16 protein-coding genes are annotated in these 18,467 nt (G+C 68.5%); 8 read left to right on the plus strand and 8 right to left on the minus strand.

Annotated features, from left to right (window positions below):
• Positions 1-174 precede the first annotated feature (174 nt).
• Entirely contained in the window at positions 175-1,470 is a 1,296-nt protein-coding gene (locus K8O92_20720) for an FAD-dependent oxidoreductase (protein ID UAK35845.1), read from the plus strand.
• Positions 1,471-1,551: 81 nt separating this feature from the next.
• Here K8O92_20720 and K8O92_20725 read toward each other — a convergent pair whose 3' ends face one another.
• Positions 1,552-2,553 (minus strand): Ku protein, encoded by a 1,002-nt coding sequence (locus K8O92_20725; protein UAK30349.1) that lies wholly within the window; start codon positions 2,551-2,553, stop codon positions 1,552-1,554.
• On the minus strand, positions 2,550-3,719 hold the full coding sequence (locus K8O92_20730) for a lycopene cyclase (protein ID UAK30350.1): 1,170 nt from the start codon (positions 3,717-3,719) through the stop codon (positions 2,550-2,552). The genes K8O92_20725 and K8O92_20730 overlap by 4 nt, the downstream gene beginning before the upstream one ends.
• Positions 3,720-4,160: 441 nt before the next feature.
• Here K8O92_20730 and K8O92_20735 point away from each other — a divergent pair, with 441 nt between their 5' ends.
• On the plus strand, positions 4,161-6,371 hold the full coding sequence (locus tag K8O92_20735) for an MMPL family transporter (GenBank protein ID UAK30351.1): 2,211 nt from the start codon (positions 4,161-4,163) through the stop codon (positions 6,369-6,371).
• Positions 6,372-6,469: 98 nt separating this feature from the next.
• Positions 6,470-7,267, plus strand: a complete 798-nt coding sequence (locus K8O92_20740) for a hypothetical protein (GenBank protein UAK30352.1) — start codon at positions 6,470-6,472, stop codon at positions 7,265-7,267.
• A 34-nt stretch (positions 7,268-7,301) separates the two neighbouring features.
• On the opposite strand, the gene K8O92_20745 is transcribed toward K8O92_20740, so the two are convergent.
• Entirely contained in the window at positions 7,302-8,066 is a 765-nt protein-coding gene (locus K8O92_20745; protein ID UAK30353.1) for an SDR family oxidoreductase, read from the minus strand.
• Between the two features lie 166 nt (positions 8,067-8,232).
• Here K8O92_20745 and K8O92_20750 point away from each other — a divergent pair, with 166 nt between their 5' ends.
• The 3 genes from K8O92_20750 (at position 8,233) to K8O92_20760 (ending at position 10,832) form a co-directional block, all read left to right on the plus strand.
• Positions 8,233-9,864: an ATP-binding cassette domain-containing protein gene (locus K8O92_20750; GenBank protein ID UAK30354.1), complete on the plus strand. Its 1,632-nt coding sequence runs from the start codon at positions 8,233-8,235 to the stop codon at positions 9,862-9,864.
• An 81-nt stretch (positions 9,865-9,945) separates the two neighbouring features.
• Positions 9,946-10,176: a transcriptional regulator gene (locus K8O92_20755; protein UAK30355.1), complete on the plus strand. Its 231-nt coding sequence runs from the start codon at positions 9,946-9,948 to the stop codon at positions 10,174-10,176.
• Between the two features lie 83 nt (positions 10,177-10,259).
• On the plus strand, positions 10,260-10,832 hold the full coding sequence (locus K8O92_20760; protein ID UAK35846.1) for a dihydrofolate reductase family protein: 573 nt from the start codon (positions 10,260-10,262) through the stop codon (positions 10,830-10,832).
• Here the strand turns inward: K8O92_20760 and K8O92_20765 are convergent.
• From K8O92_20765 to K8O92_20775, 3 genes are all read right to left on the minus strand, one after another.
• Positions 10,826-11,788, minus strand: a complete 963-nt coding sequence (locus K8O92_20765) for a hypothetical protein (GenBank protein UAK30356.1) — start codon at positions 11,786-11,788, stop codon at positions 10,826-10,828. The genes K8O92_20760 and K8O92_20765 overlap by 7 nt on opposite strands.
• Positions 11,789-11,799: 11 nt before the next feature.
• Positions 11,800-12,255 (minus strand): hypothetical protein, encoded by a 456-nt coding sequence (locus tag K8O92_20770; GenBank protein ID UAK30357.1) that lies wholly within the window; start codon positions 12,253-12,255, stop codon positions 11,800-11,802.
• A gap of 415 nt (positions 12,256-12,670) precedes the next feature.
• On the minus strand, positions 12,671-13,174 hold the full coding sequence (locus tag K8O92_20775; GenBank protein ID UAK30358.1) for a cupin domain-containing protein: 504 nt from the start codon (positions 13,172-13,174) through the stop codon (positions 12,671-12,673).
• A 70-nt stretch (positions 13,175-13,244) separates the two neighbouring features.
• Between K8O92_20775 and K8O92_20780 the strand changes: the two genes are divergently transcribed.
• Both K8O92_20780 and K8O92_20785 read left to right on the plus strand, forming a co-directional pair.
• A complete protein-coding gene (locus K8O92_20780; GenBank protein ID UAK30359.1) occupies positions 13,245-13,751 on the plus strand; it encodes a MarR family transcriptional regulator in 507 nt (168 codons plus the stop codon).
• A gap of 160 nt (positions 13,752-13,911) precedes the next feature.
• Positions 13,912-14,706, plus strand: coding sequence for a hypothetical protein (locus K8O92_20785; GenBank protein UAK30360.1), 795 nt, complete (start codon positions 13,912-13,914; stop codon positions 14,704-14,706).
• Positions 14,707-14,748: 42 nt separating this feature from the next.
• On the opposite strand, the gene K8O92_20790 is transcribed toward K8O92_20785, so the two are convergent.
• Both K8O92_20790 and K8O92_20795 read right to left on the minus strand, forming a co-directional pair.
• Positions 14,749-15,315: a TetR/AcrR family transcriptional regulator gene (locus tag K8O92_20790; protein ID UAK30361.1), complete on the minus strand. Its 567-nt coding sequence runs from the start codon at positions 15,313-15,315 to the stop codon at positions 14,749-14,751.
• 170 nt (positions 15,316-15,485) lie between these two features.
• Complete coding sequence (locus tag K8O92_20795; GenBank protein UAK30362.1) at positions 15,486-18,305, minus strand: aconitate hydratase; 2,820 nt, start codon at positions 18,303-18,305, stop codon at positions 15,486-15,488.
• Positions 18,306-18,467 lie beyond the last annotated feature (162 nt).

Below are 18,467 nucleotides of genomic sequence, written 5' to 3' on the forward strand. Positions count from 1 at the left end.
CCCGATTCGGTGTGGCGGCCCGGAAGATGAGCGGGTCGCCCACCGCGGCAGCGCCATCGAGCCGAGGAGGCCGGGAGAGCGGTTTCGAATGCGCCAGGGCGGGAATGGCGTCGGAGAGCTGACGCCGAGGAGGTTTTCGTGCCGGATGGGGACACTACCGGCCCGCAGCGGGTCGTGATCGTCGGGAGCGGATTCGCCGGATTCACCTGCGCCCAGAAGCTTTGCCGGATCGTGGCCCGGGCGAACCGGGACGTCGAGGTCGTACTCGTCACGCCCAACGACTACATGCTCTATACCCCGCTGCTGCCCGATGTGGCGGGCGGACTGATCGACCCTCGGTTCGTCGCCATTTCGCTGGCCGATTCGCTGCCGCGAGTCCGGTTGGTGGTGGCCACCGCCGAGTCGGTCGATCTGCGGAACAAGACGATCACGGTGACCAGCGAGCATCACCCCCCACGGCAGTTGTCGTGGGATCGGCTGGTACTCACCCCCGGGTCGGTCACCCGCCTGTTCGACATACCGGGCTTGGCGCAGCACGCCCGCGGGCTCAAGACCGTCGCCGAGGCGCTGTACCTGCGCGAGCAACTGCTGCGCCAACTCGAACTGGCCGACCAGGAAGACGACGCCGAGGTACGGCGTGCTCGGCGCACCGTGGTCGTCGTGGGGGCCTCCTACGCTGGTACCGAACTCGTCGCGCAGTTGCGCGCACTCGCCGACGCCTACGCCGCGCGCCGCGGGTTCGACCCCTCCGAGGTGCGTTTCCTCCTGCTCGACACCGCTGCGAGGGTGATGCCCGAGGTCGGCGAGCGCCTCAGCGACAAGGTGCTGAAGGTGCTGCGGCAACGCGGCATCGAGATCCGGCTGGAGACCTCACTGAGCGAACTCGGCGCGGACTCGGTCGCGCTCACCGACGGCACGGTCGTCCCGACCCACACGGTCGCCTGGGTGACGGGCGTGACCGGTGCGCCGATGCTGAGCACGCTCGGCCTGCCACTCGAGAAGGGGCGCCTGGTGGTCGACGCGACGCTGGGCGTCCCCGGCCATCCCGACGTCTTCGCGGGCGGCGACGCGGCAGCCGTGCCCGACCTCACCAAGCAGGGCCGGATCACCCCGCCCACCGCCCAGCACGCCACGCGGCAGGGCAAGACACTCGCCAGGAACGTCGCCGCCAGCCTGGGCATAGGCACGGCCACTCGGTACAAGCACCGCGACCTGGGCCTGGTCGTGGACCTGGGGCCTGGATTCGCGGTCGCGAACCCGATGGGCGTCCACCTCTCCGGTCTCCCCGCCAAAGCGGTGACTCGCGCCTATCACACGTTCGCGGTGCCCAGAGCCGTCAACCGTTGGGCGATAACGGTTTCCTACCTGACCATCGCGGTGACGCCCCGGCCGCTGGCCCTGCTCGGACTCGTCAGCCACGAGGAAGCGAGCTTCGGCGCCAGCGAGGGAATTCCCGCCGGGCCGGGGTGAGCAGATCACCCGGCCGCGACCGTGCGGCAGAGGGCTGACCGAGACTGGCGGCCGCCGTAGGTCGCCCGCGCCGACGAGCGCTCAGGCTCCCTTGCGGGCCGGAGCCTTCTTGGCGGCTTTCTTGGCGGGCGCCTTCTTTGCCGCACTCTTGGCGGCGGTGCTCTTGGACGCCGTGCCCTTCGTCGCGGTGCTCTTGGATGCGGTGCTCTTCGACGCTGCGCTCTTGCCCGCGCCGCTCTTGGCCGTGGCCTTCTTCGCCGCCTTCTTCGGCTCCTCGCCGCCGTCACCGCCCGCCGTCCGGCGACCACTGGCTTCCAGACTGCGTTGCAGCGCGGCGACCAGGTCGACCACCTCGGCGTCCATCCCGCTCGGGACGAGCTCCGGTTGCTCGGGCACCTTGCCGGTCCCGCTGGCGATCGCCTCGTCGAGCAGGCGTTTGAGCTCGATCTGGTACTCGTCGGTGAACTGGTCCGGATCGAAGTCGTCGGACATCGCCTCGACCAGCGTCTCGGCCATCTTGATCTCCTGCGGCCGGGGCTCGGCGACACCGTCCAGGGACTCGAATTCGACGGAGCGGACCTCGTCCGGCCACAACAGTGTCTGCAGCACCAGGATGCCGTCGCGCACGCGCAGCGCGGCCAGCCTGGTCTTCTGGCGCAGTGTGAAATACACCAGGGCGGTGCGCTCGATCTCCTCCAGCGTCCGAGCGAGCAGGACGTATGCCTTCGGCGTGCTGGAATCCGGTTCCAGGTAGTAGCTCTTCTCGAACAGGACGGGGTCGATCTGCTCGGACGGCACGAACTGCAGAACCGGGATCTCGTGTTTCTCCGCGACGGGCAGTTTCGCGAAGTCCTCGTCGCTCAGGACGACCTTGTCCCCGTCCGGGGACTCGTAGGCCTTATCGATGTCGGTGTACTGGACGGATTGACCGCACACGGTGCAGACACGCTCGTATTTGATCCGGCCTCCATCCTTGGCGTGCACCTGATGGAACCGGATGTCGTGGTCCTCGGTGGCGGTGTACACCTTCACCGGGACGTTCACCAGCCCGAATGCGATCGAGCCCTTCCAGATCGATCTCATGCATCCATCATGGCCGAAGCCCATCGACCTCGCGACCCAACCGGCATCCCGAGTGTCGCGGCCGCGACACGCAGGCGCAGCCGCCCCGGCAGCGCCCGGAACAGGGAACTCATCGCCGCGACCGTGCCGCCGAGGTCGGTGCGGCCCGACAGATAGGCGCGCTGCGTGGCCGGGGGCAGCGTGAAGAACGTGTCGAAGAACAGCGGGATGTCACCGGGCGGTAAAGCCAGCAGTGCCCGCAGCCCGGCGGTGCGCAGCTGGTAGACGACGCGTGCGCCGGGCGGCCACACGTCCGCACCCGCCGCCACCGCATCCGCGCAGGCCAGCACGGCGCCGACGCTGTAGCCGGTGGCCGGATGCAGGAATCCGCCCGCCGCGCCGAACCTGTGCGGCCCCGGACGTCCTCCTTGCACGGGGAACCGGACGTGCTCCACGGGTTCGGCGCCGGTGAGCCGGATGCCCCTGGCACGGAGCCGGTGGTGCAGGCGGGTGCGCAGTTGGGCGCCGGTCAGGGCGGGGCGACCGGCCAGGCAGGTCTCCTCCAACAGCATCCGCTCGTCGTCCAGCGGGACCGCGTAGAGGAACGAGCGCGGTGCGTGGGCTGCGGCGCCGTTGTCGGGACGCCAATCCATGAACAAGGGATCCAATCCTTCGCATCGTTGCGCGTCCACGATCACGCCGTAGGCGGTCTGCTCGGCCCGTGTGGGGGAACGGCTGAGCCCGCGTGCGTCGACGACCCGGCCTCCGGTGATCGTCGCGCCGGACGCCAAGGTCACACGCTCGGGAGCAATATCGACCGCACGATCCGAGACGACGTGCGCACCGGACAGGTCCAGCGCGGTCTGCAGCCGCCCGGTATCCAGCACGACGTAAGGGCGGTCCACTCGGTGAGCGCGCGTTCCCCAGGCCGTCGGGCGCGGTACCGTCGCCGCGACGGCCTCCGGCGTCAGCCAATCGGGCAGTTCGTCGGCCCACGCCGCGTAGGTGGCCGTCCACCTGCGCCCCGGTGCGGGGTCCACCACGGTGACCGTGAGCCCGCGCGCCGCGCCGCGGTGGGCGAGGGCGCGACCGGCCGGGCCGAGGCCACAGACGACGAGGTCGGGCTTCACGCCGGGCCCGTGTGGATCCGCAGAAATCCGTATCGATGCATGGACCGAGCCTCTCATCCGCCGGCTCGACGAGAGGCCGGCCGGGTCGAACGCGTCCGATGCGAGTGTCCGCACGCGGACCCGGGTCCCGCGGGTGAACTCTTCGCGAATCCTGTCGCGACGATCGTGGCCGCCTCACCGCGTGCGGAACACCGCGGGCGCGCAAGGCCCCATGGGCCGTCCTGGAGCGGCTGCCTTCCTCGGCCGGACAACGCGGCAGCATGCCGGTCCGGGGCCGGGACTCGGCGCAGTGGACGGAATGTGTTCGCGCTCACCGGAGTTTGTCGCACGTTGCTAGGATGCCGGGGCGCTGGCGCACGCATCCGGCTCCGGTGCCGAGTGTCAAGTGTCGGCGTACCGGTGCGCCGCGGATGGCGCGCCGGGCAGGTTGCCGACCGGCGGCCGCGGGAGTCCGAGGACGAAAGCGGTGCGACCGGAACGAGTTAGGGGTAGACGCAAGTGTTCGAACTGACCAGGCGGCGCAGCCGATGGATCCTGGCCGTGTTCGCGGTGCTCGCACTGGCGATGGGCACGCTGAGCGCGACGCTGTTCGACAAGGTGCAGGGTGGCGGGTACATCGACCCCGACAGCGAATCGAGCCGGGCGACCGCGGCACTGCGGGACGCCTTCGGCCAGGCGCCCCCGAATCTCGTGCTGCTGGTGCAGACGCGCCGGTCGGTGGACGACGACGCCGCGGCCACCGCGGCGACGAATCTGGTCACCGATCTGAAGGCGGCCTCCGGGGTGACAGGTGTCACCTCGTACTGGACCGACAAATCGCCCGCGCTGCGCAGCACCGACGGCACCAAGGGGCTGATCGTGGCCAGCATCCTCGGTGAGGAGGCCGAGGTCGACAAGCGGGTGGGTGATCTCGCCGACCGGTTCGCGGGCACGCACGGCCCGCTCGAGGTGCGGGTGGGCGGCTACGCGATGCTGTTGCACGAGACCGTGCAGCAGAGCGAGAAAGACGTCGTGCTCGGTGAATCCATCGCTTTTCCGATCACGCTGATCGCATTGCTGTTGGTGTTCGGCGGCCTGGTCGCGGCCAGCCTGCCGCTGGTCGTCGCCATGATCACGGTGATGATCACGATGGGAGCGCTGTGGCTGATCGCGAGCGTCACCGATCTCGCTGCGACCGCTACCAATGTCGCCACCCTGCTCGGGCTCGGCCTGGCGATCGATTACAGCCTGCTGATCATCAGCCGCTACCGCGACGAACTGGTCGCCGGACAGCAGCCCGCGGCAGCCGTGGCCGCGACCATGCGCTCGGCGGGGCGGACCGTCGCGTTCTCGGCCGTCACAGTCGCCGTGGCCCTCTCGGGTCTGCTGTTCTTCCCGCTGCTGGCCGTGCGGTCGATGGGGTACGCGGGTCTGGCGGTCGCGGCGATCGCGGCGACGGTGTCGCTGACCGTGCTGCCCGCCATCCTGTTCCTGCTCGGAACCAAGATCGACAGCGGGCAGTTGTGGTGGTTCCTGCGCGCCGCCCGCCCCGCGCCCGGCGAGGGCGCCTGGCATCGCCTGGCGAGGTTCGTGATGATGCGCCCGGTGCCCATCGGCCTATCGGTGACCGCCCTGTTGCTCGTGCTGGGCGCGCCTTTCCTCGGTGTGAAACTCGGCTTTCCCGACGAGCGTTCGCTCCCGGAGACGATGAACAATCGCCAGGTCACCGAGACCATCCAGCGTGACTTCGCCGCAACCGAGCAGCACGGGCTGTTCGCCGTGCTGCCCGAAAGCGCCTACAGCGCGGCTGGTTTGGACGCCTACGCCCGGGAACTGTCGGAGATCGAGGACGTCCGCAGGGTCGACACCGCCACCGGCAGTTACAGCCACGGCGGTCTGCTCGCCCCGCCCACGGAGGCCAACGACCGCTTCCGCGCCGAGAACGCCGCCTACCTCACGGTGGTCCCGGACACCACCGATCCCGGTGTGCTGGACCGGATCGCCGCGGACGTGCGCGCGACGCCCGCCGCTTCACCGGTGCTGGTCGGCGGCGTGGCGGCGGCCAACGCGGACGCGATCGACGCGGTGGTCTCGGCGCTGCCGTACGCGCTGGTCTTCGTCGTGCTGATCATGATGGTGGTCCTGTTCCTGCTCACCGGCAGCGTCGTGCTGCCGCTGCTGGCGGTCGTGCTCAGCTTCCTGAGCCTCACCGCGACGTTCGGTGCGCTGGTGTGGATCTTCCAGGACGGTCACCTCTCCGGGCTGCTCGGCTTCACCGTCACCGGCGACCTGCCCCCGACGGTTCCGGTCATGCTGTTCGGCGTGGCGTTCGGTCTCGCCATGGACTACCAGGTGTTCTTGTTGGCGCGTATCCGGGAGGAGTACCAGCGCACCAGATCCAACGCCTTGGCCGTCACCTCCGGGCTGGAGCGGATCGGCCGGATCGTCACCGCGGCGGCGGTCCTGATCTCGCTGGTGTTCCTCGGTTTCCTCGCCTCCGACATCACCTTCATGAAGGCGTTCGGCATCGGGCTACCGCTCGCCGTCCTGGTGGACGCGACCCTGGTGCGCGGCTTCCTGCTGCCCGCGGCCATGGAACTGCTCGGCGATTGGAACTGGTACGCGCCCGGACCGCTGCGCAAACTGCACCGGCGATTCGGCATCGAAGAGCAGTCTGCCGCCCCGGCGGTCGCAGGTCGCGAGGATTGGCGTCAGCCCGCCCGGCTCTGACCGCGGCAGCCTGGGCGGATCGGGTAGGGTCTTGTGGGCAGCCGGGGGGAGTCCACACGGGGTGGGACGGCTGTCGGGAGATGTGGAGGGCGCTCGCGATGACCTATCCATCCGGCTCCGAATTCGGGGTCGGCTCAGAGGGTTACGGCACAGGGGACGAGACCTACCCATCGGACTGGGGGCGGATGTCGCCGCCGAGCGCGTACCCGGTGGCGGCGTGGGAGGAGCCTCCGCTTCCACCGCCGCCGAGGTCCGGAAAGGGTGTCATCGTCGCTCTGGTGGTCGGCCTCGTGGTCGTGCTGGTGGCGGTCGGTGTCGGCGTGGCGCGGTATCCGCGCGAGCGAGGGCACGCGCAAGCCGCGGCGACCTCCGCCGAAGCGACGTCGGCCGCTGCGACCACACGCACGGGCGGCGCCACCAGCACGCGCCCGGCGCGCCCCGCTTCGGGCAGGCTGAGCTACACCGAATACGCGGGGGACTGGGACTTCCGGTTCGATCGCGTGGAACTGCACGCCGACTGGGTGGACGGTCGTGATCACGCCGATTGCGGCCCCATCGAGGCGGCGGGCAAGCTCACCGGCCTCGGTTGCGCCTACGCGGCGGAACTGGTGTACCGGACCGAGGGCGGCGCGCTCATGCTCACCCAGTTCGTGCTCGGCATGACCGATCAAGGCCGGGCCGCCGCGGCGAAGGACCGGTTCACCGACGCCGACCTCACGCTGCGCCCCGGCACCTACATCAAGGGCTATGCGACCGGCAAGTGGAAGGACGGCAGCCAGAAGGAGTTCGTGGTGGTGACGCTGGCGACCGCCACCGACGCGGTCGACGCGCCGACCGTCGAGAAGTACCTGCGCTACCGGCACGCCGACATGCTCGGCGCACTGGCGTTCCGGTAGCGCACCGCACCCCGAGGCAGGGTCTTGTGCGGGGTCAGATCCCGCCGGTGGACAGCAGCCCGCCGTCCACGCGCACCGTCTCGCCGGTGATCCACGCCGCCTCGTCGGAGACCAGGAAGCCGATCAGGCGCGCCACGTCCTCCGGAGTGCCCAGCCGCTTCATCGGGTACACGCTCGCGGCGCGCTCCTCGTCGGACGAATACAGCGCGTCGGCGAACTTCGTCTTGATCACGCCCGGCGCGACCGCGTTCACCCGGATCTTCGGCCCCAACTGCCAGGCGAGTTCACCGGTGAGATGGATCAGCGCGGACTTGGACGCGCCGTAGGCGGCGATCACGCCGGTCGAGCGGATGCCCGCCACGCTGGCCACGTTGACCACGGCGCCGCCGTGGTCGCGCATCCACGCCCGGTAGGCCTCCTGGATGTAGCCGAGGGCCGCGACCACGTTCACGTCGAAGATCTTGCGCACGGCGTCCAGGTCGGCGTCCATCAGGGAACCGAAGACCGGGTTGATGCCGGTGTTGTTGATCAGGACATCCAGCGAACCGAACTCCGTGACCGCGCGCTCGACCGCGGCCGCCCGATCCTCGGCGACGCCCGAGTTTCCCGGCAGGGCGACGACCTGGCCCTGGTGTCCCAGCCCGCGCAGCTCGGCGGCGGCCTCCTCCAGCGGGTCCTTCTTCCGCGCGGTGATCAGCACGTTCGCGCCGCGTGCGAGCAACTCCGCCGCGACCGCCTTGCCGATGCCCCGGCTGGCCCCCGTGACCAGTGCGCTCTTGCCCAATAGATCGGTACTCATGGCTCGCACGGTAGCGCAGCTGTTCGCGCGGGCCGTTACCGCCGTCACATGCGGGGTGCCGACAAGGGGAAGGTCCCTTCGCGCCGGGTAAAATCGGTGGTTCTTGTGCGCGTCGGGTCGCACAATCGAGCACGCGTCCAGCACCACGATCCACGAGGAGAAGTTTGTGATCACCGCGACCGACCTGGAGGTCCGGGCCGGAGTCCGCACCCTGCTGTCCGCACCGGGACCGGCGCTGCGGGTGCAGGCGGGCGACCGGATCGGGCTGGTCGGGCGCAACGGCGCGGGAAAGACCACCACGCTGCGCATCCTGGCCGGAGAGGGGGAGCCGTACGCCGGAAAGATCATCCGCTCCAGCGACATCGGCTACCTGCCCCAGGATCCGCGCGAGGGCAACCTGGACGTGCTGGCCCGGGACCGGGTGCTGTCGGCGCGCGGCCTGGACACGCTGATCCGGGAGATGGAGAAGCAGCAGGCGCTGATGGCGGAGGTCGCCGACGACAAAGAGCGCGAGAAGGCGGTCCGCAAGTACGGCAGGCTCGAAGAGCGTTTCTCGGCCCTCGGCGGTTACGTCGCCGAGAGCGAGGCGGCGCGCATCTGCCACAGCCTCGGTCTGCCCGACCGGGTGCTCGGGCAGTCGCTGCGCACCCTGTCCGGTGGTCAGCGGCGGCGAATCGAATTGGCCCGCATCCTGTTCGCGGCCTCCGACGGCAGCGGCGGGCGTTCGGACACCATCTTGCTGCTGGACGAGCCGACCAACCACCTCGACGCCGACTCGATCACCTGGTTGCGGGGATTCCTGCAGAATCACGACGGCGGCCTGATCGTGATCAGTCACGACGTGGAACTGCTCGCCGACGTGGTGAACAAGGTGTGGTTCCTGGACGCGGTGCGCGGCGAGGCCGACGTCTACAACATGGGCTGGAAGAAGTATCTGGACGCGCGCGCCACCGATGAGCAGCGCAGGCGCCGGGAACGCGCGAATGCCGAGAAGAAGGCGAGTGCGTTGCGCGCCCAGGCGGCCAAGCTCGGCGCCAAGGCCACGAAAGCCACTGCGGCGCAGAACATGGCCAAGCGCGCCGATCGCCTGCTGGCCGAACTCGACGACGTGCGCGTCGCCGACAAGGTCGCCCGGATCAAGTTCCCCGAGCCCGCGGCCTGCGGCAAGACGCCGCTGATGGCCGAGAACCTGACCAAGGTCTACGGCTCGCTGGAGATCTTCACCGGTGTCGATCTCGCGATCGACCGCGGCAGCCGGGTGGTGGTGCTGGGGCTCAACGGCGCGGGTAAGACGACGTTGCTGCGCCTGCTGGCCGGAGTGGAACAGCCGACAGCGGGCGGCTTGGTGCCGGGACACGGCCTGAAGGTCGGGTACTTCGCCCAAGAGCACGACACCCTGGACGACAACGCCACCGTGTGGGAGAACATCCGTCACGCGGCGCCGGACGCGGGCGAGCAGGATCTGCGCGGCCTACTCGGCGCGTTCATGTTCTCCGGTCCGCAGCTCGAGCAGCCCGCGGGCACCCTCTCAGGCGGTGAGAAGACCCGTCTCGCGCTGGCCGGACTGGTCTCCTCCGCAGCGAACGTGCTGCTGCTGGACGAGCCCACGAACAACCTCGACCCCGTCTCGCGAGAGCAGGTGCTGGACGCCCTGCGCACCTACGCGGGCGCCGTGGTGCTGGTCACCCACGACCCGGGCGCAGCGGAGGCGCTGTCTCCGGAACGCGTGATCCTGCTCCCGGACGGGACAGAAGACCATTGGTCGGCCGAATATCTGGAACTTATTCAGCTTGCGTGAGTTTCATCACAGGAACCCGTTGATCACGGCCTGCTGAGTGCTTAGCCTGGAAAGACGCTGCTCGGCGACTCGGAGGAAGCCATGAGCGACAGGCCACAAAGCAAGGCCCCATTGGGTAAGGGCACACGCGTCACCGGGAAGTCACGCGATCGCCTACAAACCCAGCTGAAGAAACAGTACGAGGCGGGTGCGAGCATCCGGTCACTGGCGCGGTCCACCGGCCGCTCCTACGGCTTCATCCATAACGTGCTGGTGGAGTCGGATGTGCAACTCCGCAGCCGGGGCGGAGCCAATCGCCGCAAGAGCCAATAGCGCCGCCGTACCGGCGCGATGAATCCGCGCCGCGAGCACCGTCCGCACTGTGGGGACACGTTGTCGACGGAAGGAACCTCGTGGTGCGGGACTTGCTGCTGCAGATCATGGTGACGCTGGACGGCTATGCGGCCGGCCCGGACGGAGCGCTCGACTGGATCGAAGTCGACGACCCAGAACTGGACGCCTACCTCGCCGAGTTGCTCGGCGGCGTCGATGCCCAGATCTTCGGGCGCACGTCTTACGAGCTGCTGGCCGGGTATTGGCCCGACGCGCAACGCGATCCGGCGACGCCGGGGGACGCGATGCTGGCCCCGCTGGTCAACGCGCTGCCCAAGCTCGTGCTGTCGCACCGGACGGACCTGGAACTGCCCTGGCAGCCCGCCCGCCGGATCGGCGCGGACCTGCCCGCCGAGATCGCGGAGCTGAAGAACAGTCCCGGCAAGCCGCTGGTGGTGTTCGCCGGTGTCCGCACGGCGCAGGAGTTCCTGCGTCTCGACGCGGTGGACGAACTTCGGCTGCTGGTGTTTCCGGTGCTGCTCGGCGCAGGCCTGCCGCTGTTCGGCGAGGTCGCACCCCGGCTGCTACGACTGGTGGACGCCGTGGCGTTCCGGGCCTCCGGCGTGGTGCTGCAGACCTATCGCCGGGCTCAGTAGCCCGCCACCGTGCCGTCGCCGTCCACCAGCAAGTTGGCCAGGCTGCGAAAGATCGGCAGCCCGGTCTTGATCTCCAGGTAGGCGAACTGGCCTTGCGGGTTGACCTCGAGGAAGTAGTACTCACCGTCGCGGCCGAGCCGAATGTCGAGCACGCCGAAGGACAATCCGAGCGCGCCCATCAGGGTGGCCAGCGACTTGCTCACCGCGGCGGGCAGATGATCGGGCACGAAGTCGACGGAGGTGTCCAGGCGGGAGTCGACCTTGCCGACACCGGCCTGCGAGTCGATGCGCACCGTCCACTCGACTCCGTCCACCCACACCACGCGCAGGTCGCAAGTGGCGTCGATGTAGTCCTGGAAGGTGGTCGGCGCCGAACGGATCGCGGCCAGCCTGCCGAAATCGTTGCTGGAGATGATCCTGGTCTCGGCGAACTCCGCCCGGCTGGTGCCGGTGCGTTTGTAAACGACCGGGCCCGGACGGGATTCGACGAAGCTGCGCGCCTCGTCCGGGTCGTTGGTGATCAGGGTCTCCGGCACCGTGAACCCGGCCCGCAGCGCCGTCTCGAGTTGCACGATCTTGCGTCCCGCGGTGCGATCGGCCCCCGGGTCGTTGACCCAGTAGGCGGGGATGGACCACAGCAGCCCCTGGACGAATCCGTCGCACTCGGCCTGACGGAAATCGTTGTCCGAGGCGCGGACACCCGCGGGCACCCGAGCGGGGTGTGGGCGCCGCCACCACACCGACCGGACGTCGTCGAGACCGATCAGGTGCGACAGCGAGCGTGTGGTGCCGAGCCGGTCCAGCCGGAAGCTGCCGGACTCGCGGGGGAAATCACGCAGGTCGAGCTGGATCGGGGCGAGCCCGTGGTGTTCTCGAAGCGTCGCCGCCATCGCCGTGGCGTGTAGATCATCGGACTCGGACACGATCAGGACCGAACCACGCTGGCGTGCCGCCATCCGCCTGCCGCTCAGTCGAGGCTGTCGCAGTTGATGCCGTCGTCGCTGCCGTTGATCGATTTGGTCTGGCAGTAGGTGAACGTCGCCCCGCTCGTGCCGGGGTAGTCGACGAGTTGTAGCCGATCGGCCCAGCTTTCGGTGAGCTGACGCAGCTGGTCGTCGCCGAGCGCCTCCGACGGTGACTCCGGAATGGTCATCGGCCGATCGACCAGATCGATCCGTAGCCTGCGGGTGAAATCGGCGGTGGCGCCGGCGCGGATGTCCACCAGCACCGGACGGCCGTCCTGATCGGCGTGCGGCACTGCGGAATCGATGACGCGCAGGACATCGGACCGGCAGAACGTCCACGTTCCCTCCGCGACGCGCACGCTGATCTCCCGGTCCGATTCCGCGACCAGCAGACCCTGGAGGGGGGCGGCGCGGTCACCCTTCGGTGTCGTTCCGGAAAGGCGGATTGCGTCGGTCATAGCCGTTTCTCCGATCTGCTCACAATTTGCCACGACCCCCGAGCGTGTGAGCGATCATATCGCGGTAGTGGCCTCTATCGGCTCGGATCGCGAGATTTCCCGGCCCGCGGCAAACCGAATTCCGACCCATAAGCGCCAAGTACCGAAAGATTTCCGGTAGCCTGGAAGCACGTCGGGCGCAATGATCGAGCTATCGCCCGCGATGCGCGGACGGAGTCCATAGCCCGATATTGGCGGCTGTGCATCTGTACTTTCGCGCACCTCGGCTGTACTTTCGCACTCGGCGGAGGTGGGGACCGGGGATGCGGCTGCTTGCGCACCACATCGTATTCCCCTGCTCCGGTACGTGGCGCCTTGTGACCAACTCGCTCGAATCCGACTGCGCCTTCCCCGGTTCGGAGGTGCCCGACAGGCTTCAGTTCCGGTTGCCTTCACGCTGTGCCCACCAGGCAGGGGCGTCGACGAAGTGGTTGTCGAACTCGTCCTGGGCAGCGGCGAGTTCGGCCATCGTGGATGAGCCCTCGGCGATCCGTTCCAGCAGCCGGAAGTACTCGAAACGCTGTACCCCGGGTGTGAGCGCGATCAGAATGCGGGCCGTGCTGTCCGGTGCGGCGCCGAACGCGTGCGGCATGAATTTCGGGACCACGATCGAACCACCCGCGCCGACGGTGACGATGCGGTCACCGGCAAGCAGTTGCAGTTCTCCTTCGGCGACATAGAACAGCTCGTCGGAACGTGTGTGATAGTGCGGCGCCGCACCGTCGGCGCCGCGTTCCATGCCGACCTCGAGCGTGCTCAGCCCGCCGCCGGCCTCTTCGGCATCGATCAGCAGGCGCACGGTGACCGACCGGGTGTGCAGGACCTCCGCGTCCTGCGGCTGCCGGATCGCGACGTCTTTGCGCGGGGCGGGAATGGCCATCTCGAGCTCCAGTTGTTCGCTGATTGATAATTCGTCACCGAACTATATACCACCGAATAGAATCCGGTTCATGACCGAGCGGAAGACCGACGCCGTGGACGCGATCGTGGCGCAGTGGGAGCGCGAACGACCGGACCTCGATCTGGAGGCGATGGCCGTGGTCGGACGGCTGGGGCGGCTGTTCCTGGTGGCGCAGCGCGAGGTCGAGGCGGTATTCGGCAAGCACGGCCTGCAGCGCGGCGAATTCGACGTGCTTGCCGCACTGCGCCGTTCGGGCGAGCCGTTCGAGCTCAATCCGTCGGTGCTGGCCGACACGCTGATGCTCTCCCGTGCGGGCATGACCGGACGGCTGGACCGGCTGGAGTCGGCGGGGCTGGTGCGGCGCGTCGCGGACGTGCACGACCGCAGGGCGGTTCGCGTCGCACTCACCGGTGCGGGGCGCAAGCTGGTCGACATCGTGGTCACCGAGCACACCGCGAACGAGACCCGATTGCTGTCCGTGCTCACCGCCGCCGAGCGGCGGGAACTGGACCGGCTCGCGCGAATTCTGCTGGGCAGCATGGAGCCGGACGGGTAGCCGAGGTAGCTCACACAGCCGGTGATCCGCCGAATCGCGTTCTACATGGGAGAACTCGTGCCGCGATGAGGTAGCTCGATACTCGTGTCAGCGTGGTGGCCCGGGTTTACCGTGGAATCGCGTGCCGAAAGTTTCGGTGCGGTTGTGCAAGGAGGCCACGATGATCGACATCATCACTCTCCGCGGAACCGGCGAGCCGCGGAACTCCGACGGAACGCCCGCGGGCATGCTGCACGACGTGACGAAACTACTCGACACCGGCAAGTTCAGCTGCTTCGAACCGGATTGGCCCGCTTCGGTGGGCCCCGTGCCAGAGGTCTGGGGTCCTTCCTTGGAGACGTCGGTGCGGCTCGGCATCGCTGCGGGGGTGAAGGCGATCCAGGACTCGCCGAATGTCTGCGGGCTGCTGAGCTATTCGCTCGGCGGAATCTGCGCCAGCCGGATCCTGGAGGGCGTCCAAGCGGGGAAGTACAAGAACACCGACGGCACGCCGCTGGAGATCGCGTTCGTGGTGAACATCGCCAATCCGTTGCGCCGCGCCGGGCAGTCGGTCGGAAACCTCTGCCCGGTGAGTACGTTCGGCCTGCACGGGCAACGCGGAACCTGGCCCGCCGCGGTCACGGTCCGCGAGTACGCCAACCCGGGCGACATCATCACCGCGTCACCGAAGAATTCGCCGTTGCGCATCATCGGGGTCGGCGTCTCCCCGTTCTCCTTCGTCGAGGGCGCCCGCATCGGTGACGTCGCGCCGCTGATCTTCGCCGAACTGCTGGAAATCCTGCTGCGCGACCCGATCGGCAACCTCGACCGCTACACCGCGGCGGTCCGCGGTGTCGTCGGCTACCTCACCCCCTGGCCCTACGGCCAGCACGTCCTCTACAACCACCAGCACATGCCGGGGACGAACGTCCCGTGGACCACGCACGCCGCGGAGTACATCAATACGACGTACTGAGTACTCCGCGCCGCGCGCGCTCGACGCTCTCGCACGGAGAAATCACTGCTTGCGCCGGACCGACGCCTCGACGAGATCCAATACCGCCGAGAGGTTCTCGTTGGTGTGCCCGGAGGCGATCCGCGCGATCAAGCCGTCGAGGACGAGGTCGAGGTAGCCGAGCAGGACGTCGGTGGGCACGTCGTCGCGCAGCGTGCCCGCGGCCTTGCGGCGTTCCAGGCGGGCCAGGGTGGCGGCGGTGAGCTCGGCCGAACGCTGGGTCCAGCCCGCGCGGAATTCGGGATCGGTGCGCAGCCGCCGCGCGATCTCCAGACGGGTTCCGAGCCAGTTGAACTGCTCGGGGTGGGCGAGCATGTCGCGCATCACCTGCACGATGCCCTGGTTGGCCGCCACGTCGGCCATGCGTTCGGCGTCCTCCTGGGCGAGGGCAAGAAACAGCGCGTCCTTGTCGCGGAAGTGGTGGAAAATGGCGCCCCGGGATAGCCCGATCTCTTCCTCGAGGCGGCGCACGGTGGCGCCGTCGTAGCCGTACTCGGCGAAGCATCGGCGTGCTCCGTCGAGAATCTGGCCGCGCCGGGCGGCGAGGTGATCGTCACTGACCTTGGGCATCAGGATCCTCCAACGGGGATACACGGACCCCCGCGTCGGCGGTACACCGACGCGGGGGTTCACACAGTACGAGCGCGCGTCCCGTGTTCGCGGGCGCCGAGGGCGGGAGTCCGGGACGCGCGAACACGAGACCTCAGCGGCGCGAACACGCGCCGCCCGAGGCGGCGCGATCAGGCACGGATCATGTTGCGCAGCACGTACTGCAGGATGCCGCCGTTGCGGTAGTAGTCCGCCTCACCGGGAGTGTCGATCCGCACCACCGCGTCGAAGGTGATTTTGTCACCGTTCTCCTTGGTGGCGGTGACCTTCAGGGTCTTCGGGGTGACACCCTCGTTCAGCTGGGTGATGCCCTCGATGTCGAAGGTCTCGGTGCCGTCCAGTTTCAGCGACGCGGCCGACTCGCCCGCCGGGAACTGCAGCGGGATGACGCCCATGCCGATGAGGTTGGAGCGGTGGATGCGCTCGAACGACTCGGTGATGACGGCCCGCACGCCCAGCAGGCGGGTGCCCTTGGCGGCCCAGTCACGCGAGGAGCCCGAACCGTACTCCTTGCCGCCGAGCACGACCAGCGGGATGTCTGCGGCCTGGTAGTTCTGCGACGCGTCGTAGATGAACGCCTGCGGCCCGCCGGGCTGGGTGAAGTCGCGGGTGTAACCACCCGAGACGTCGTCGAGCAGCTGGTTGCGCAGCCGGATGTTGGCGAAGGTGCCGCGGATCATCACCTCGTGGTTACCACGACGCGAGCCGTAGGAGTTGTAGTCCTTGCGCTCGACGCCGTTGGCCTCCAGGTACTGGGCGGCCGGGGTGCCCGGCTTGATGTTGCCCGCCGGAGAGATGTGGTCGGTGGTGACCGAGTCGCCGAGCAGAGCGAGCACCCGGGCGCCCTTGATGTCGGTGACCGGTTCCGGCGTCTGCGGCATGCCCTCGAAGTACGGGGGCTTGCGCACGTAGGTGGACTGCGGATCCCACTCGAAGGTCTTGCCCTCCGGCGTGGGCAGGCCGCGCCAGCGCTCGTCGCCCCGGAAGACGTCCTTGTAGTCCTCGAGGAACATGTCGCGGCTGATGACCCGGTCGATGGTGTCCTGGATCTCCTGCGGCGAGGGCCAGATGTCCTTCAGGAAGACGTCGTTGCCCTCGTTGTCCTTGCCGAGCGGGTCGTTCTCGAAGTCGAAGTCCATGGTTCCCGCGAGCGCGTAGGCGATGACCAGCGGCGGGGAGGCCAGGTAGTTCATCTTGACGTCGGGGGAGATCCGTCCTTCGAAGTTGCGGTTGCCCGACAGCACCGCGGTGACGGTGAGGTCGTTGTCGTTGACCGCCTTGGAGATCTCCTCCGGCAGCGGGCCGGTGTTGCCGATGCAGGTGGCGCAACCGAACGCGACCAGGTTGAAGCCCAGCTTGTCCAGGTACGGCCACAGGCCGGCCTTCTCGTAGTAACCGTTGACGACCTGCGAGCCCGGCGCCATGGAGGTCTTCACCCACGGCTTGCGGGCCAAGCCCTTGTCCACCGCGTTGCGGGCCAGCAGGGCCGCGCCGATCATGACCGACGGGTTGGAGGTGTTGGTGCAGGAGGTGATCGAGGCGACCACGACCGCGCCGTGGTCGAGCACGAAGTCGCCGTACTCCTCGGTGGAGACCTTGACCGGCTTGCTCGGGCGGCCCTCCGCGCCGTTCGCGGCGGACGGCGTGAAGTCGGAGCCGTCGTCGGCGAAGGACAGCACGGCAGGGTCACTGGCCGGGAAGGATTCCTCGACGGCCTCGTCCAGCTTGCTGTGCGGGGTGTCGGCGGCGGGGCCGCTCTCCGCGTCGCTGGTGTAGTTGTGGATGTCCTTGCGGAACGCGATCTTGGACTCCGACAGCAGGATCCGGTCCTGCGGCCGCTTCGGGCCCGCGATGGACGGGACAACAGTGCTCAGGTCCAGCTCGAGGTACTCGGAGTAAGCGGGCTCGGAGTCGGCGTCGTGCCAGAGACCCTGCTCCTTGGCGTACGCCTCGACCAGTGCGACCTGCTCGTCGGAACGTCCGGTCAGGCGCAGGTATTCGACGGTCACGTCATCGATCGGGAAGATCGCGGCGGTGGAACCGAATTCGGGGCTCATGTTGCCCAGGGTGGCGCGGTTGGCCAGCGGTACCTCGGCCACGCCCTTGCCGTAGAACTCGACGAACTTGCCGACCACACCGTGCTTGCGCAGCATGTCGGTGACGGTGAGCACCACGTCGGTCGCGGTCACGCCCGGCTTGATCTCGCCGGTCAGCTTGAAGCCGACCACGCGCGGAATCAGCATCGACACGGGCTGGCCGAGCATGGCCGCCTCGGCCTCGATGCCGCCGACACCCCACCCCAGGACGCCGAGGCCGTTGACCATGGTGGTGTGCGAGTCGGTGCCGACACAGGTGTCGGGGTAGGCCTGGCCGTTGCGGACCATGACGACGCGGGCCAGGTGCTCGATGTTGACCTGGTGCACGATGCCGGTACTGGGCGGGACGACCTTGAAGTCGTCGAACGCGGTCTGGCCCCAGCGCAGGAACTGGTAGCGCTCGCCGTTGCGCTGGTACTCGATGTCGACGTTGCGCTCGAAGGCGTCCGCGCGGCCGAAGACGTCGATGATGACGGAGTGGTCGATGACCATCTCGGCGGGAGCGAGCGGGTTCACCTTGTTCGGGTCGCCGCCCAGGGTGGCCACCGCCTCGCGCATCGTGGCCAGGTCGACGATGCACGGCACGCCGGTGAAGTCCTGCATGATGACGCGGGCGGGCGTGAACTGGATCTCGGTGTTCGGCTGCGCCGTCGGATCCCACTTCGCGATGGCGCGAATGTGATCGGCGGTGATGTTGACGCCGTCCTCGGTGCGGAGGAGATTCTCCGCGAGGACCTTCAGTGCGTAGGGGAGTTTCTCGGTGCCGGGCACGGCGGAGAGGCGGAAAATCTCATAGGAGTTGCTTCCGACCTCGAGGGTGCCCTTGGCGCCGAAAGTATCGATACTTGTCGTCACGTCAGCTCCACTCGTCTGTGAGGGCGGTCGCCGGCGGGGCTGTGCCGGCGGCCGAGTCTTCGGAGGTGCTCCGGTGCCGCTCGGGCGCCGGTTCCTCGCGTTACGACCTTAACAGTACGCTTGTCCTGTGAAACACCAGGGGGCGGTTGCGCGTGCCGTGGA

The organism is Nocardia asteroides, assembly GCA_019930625.1.
GTDB lineage: Bacteria > Actinomycetota > Actinomycetes > Mycobacteriales > Mycobacteriaceae > Nocardia > Nocardia sputi.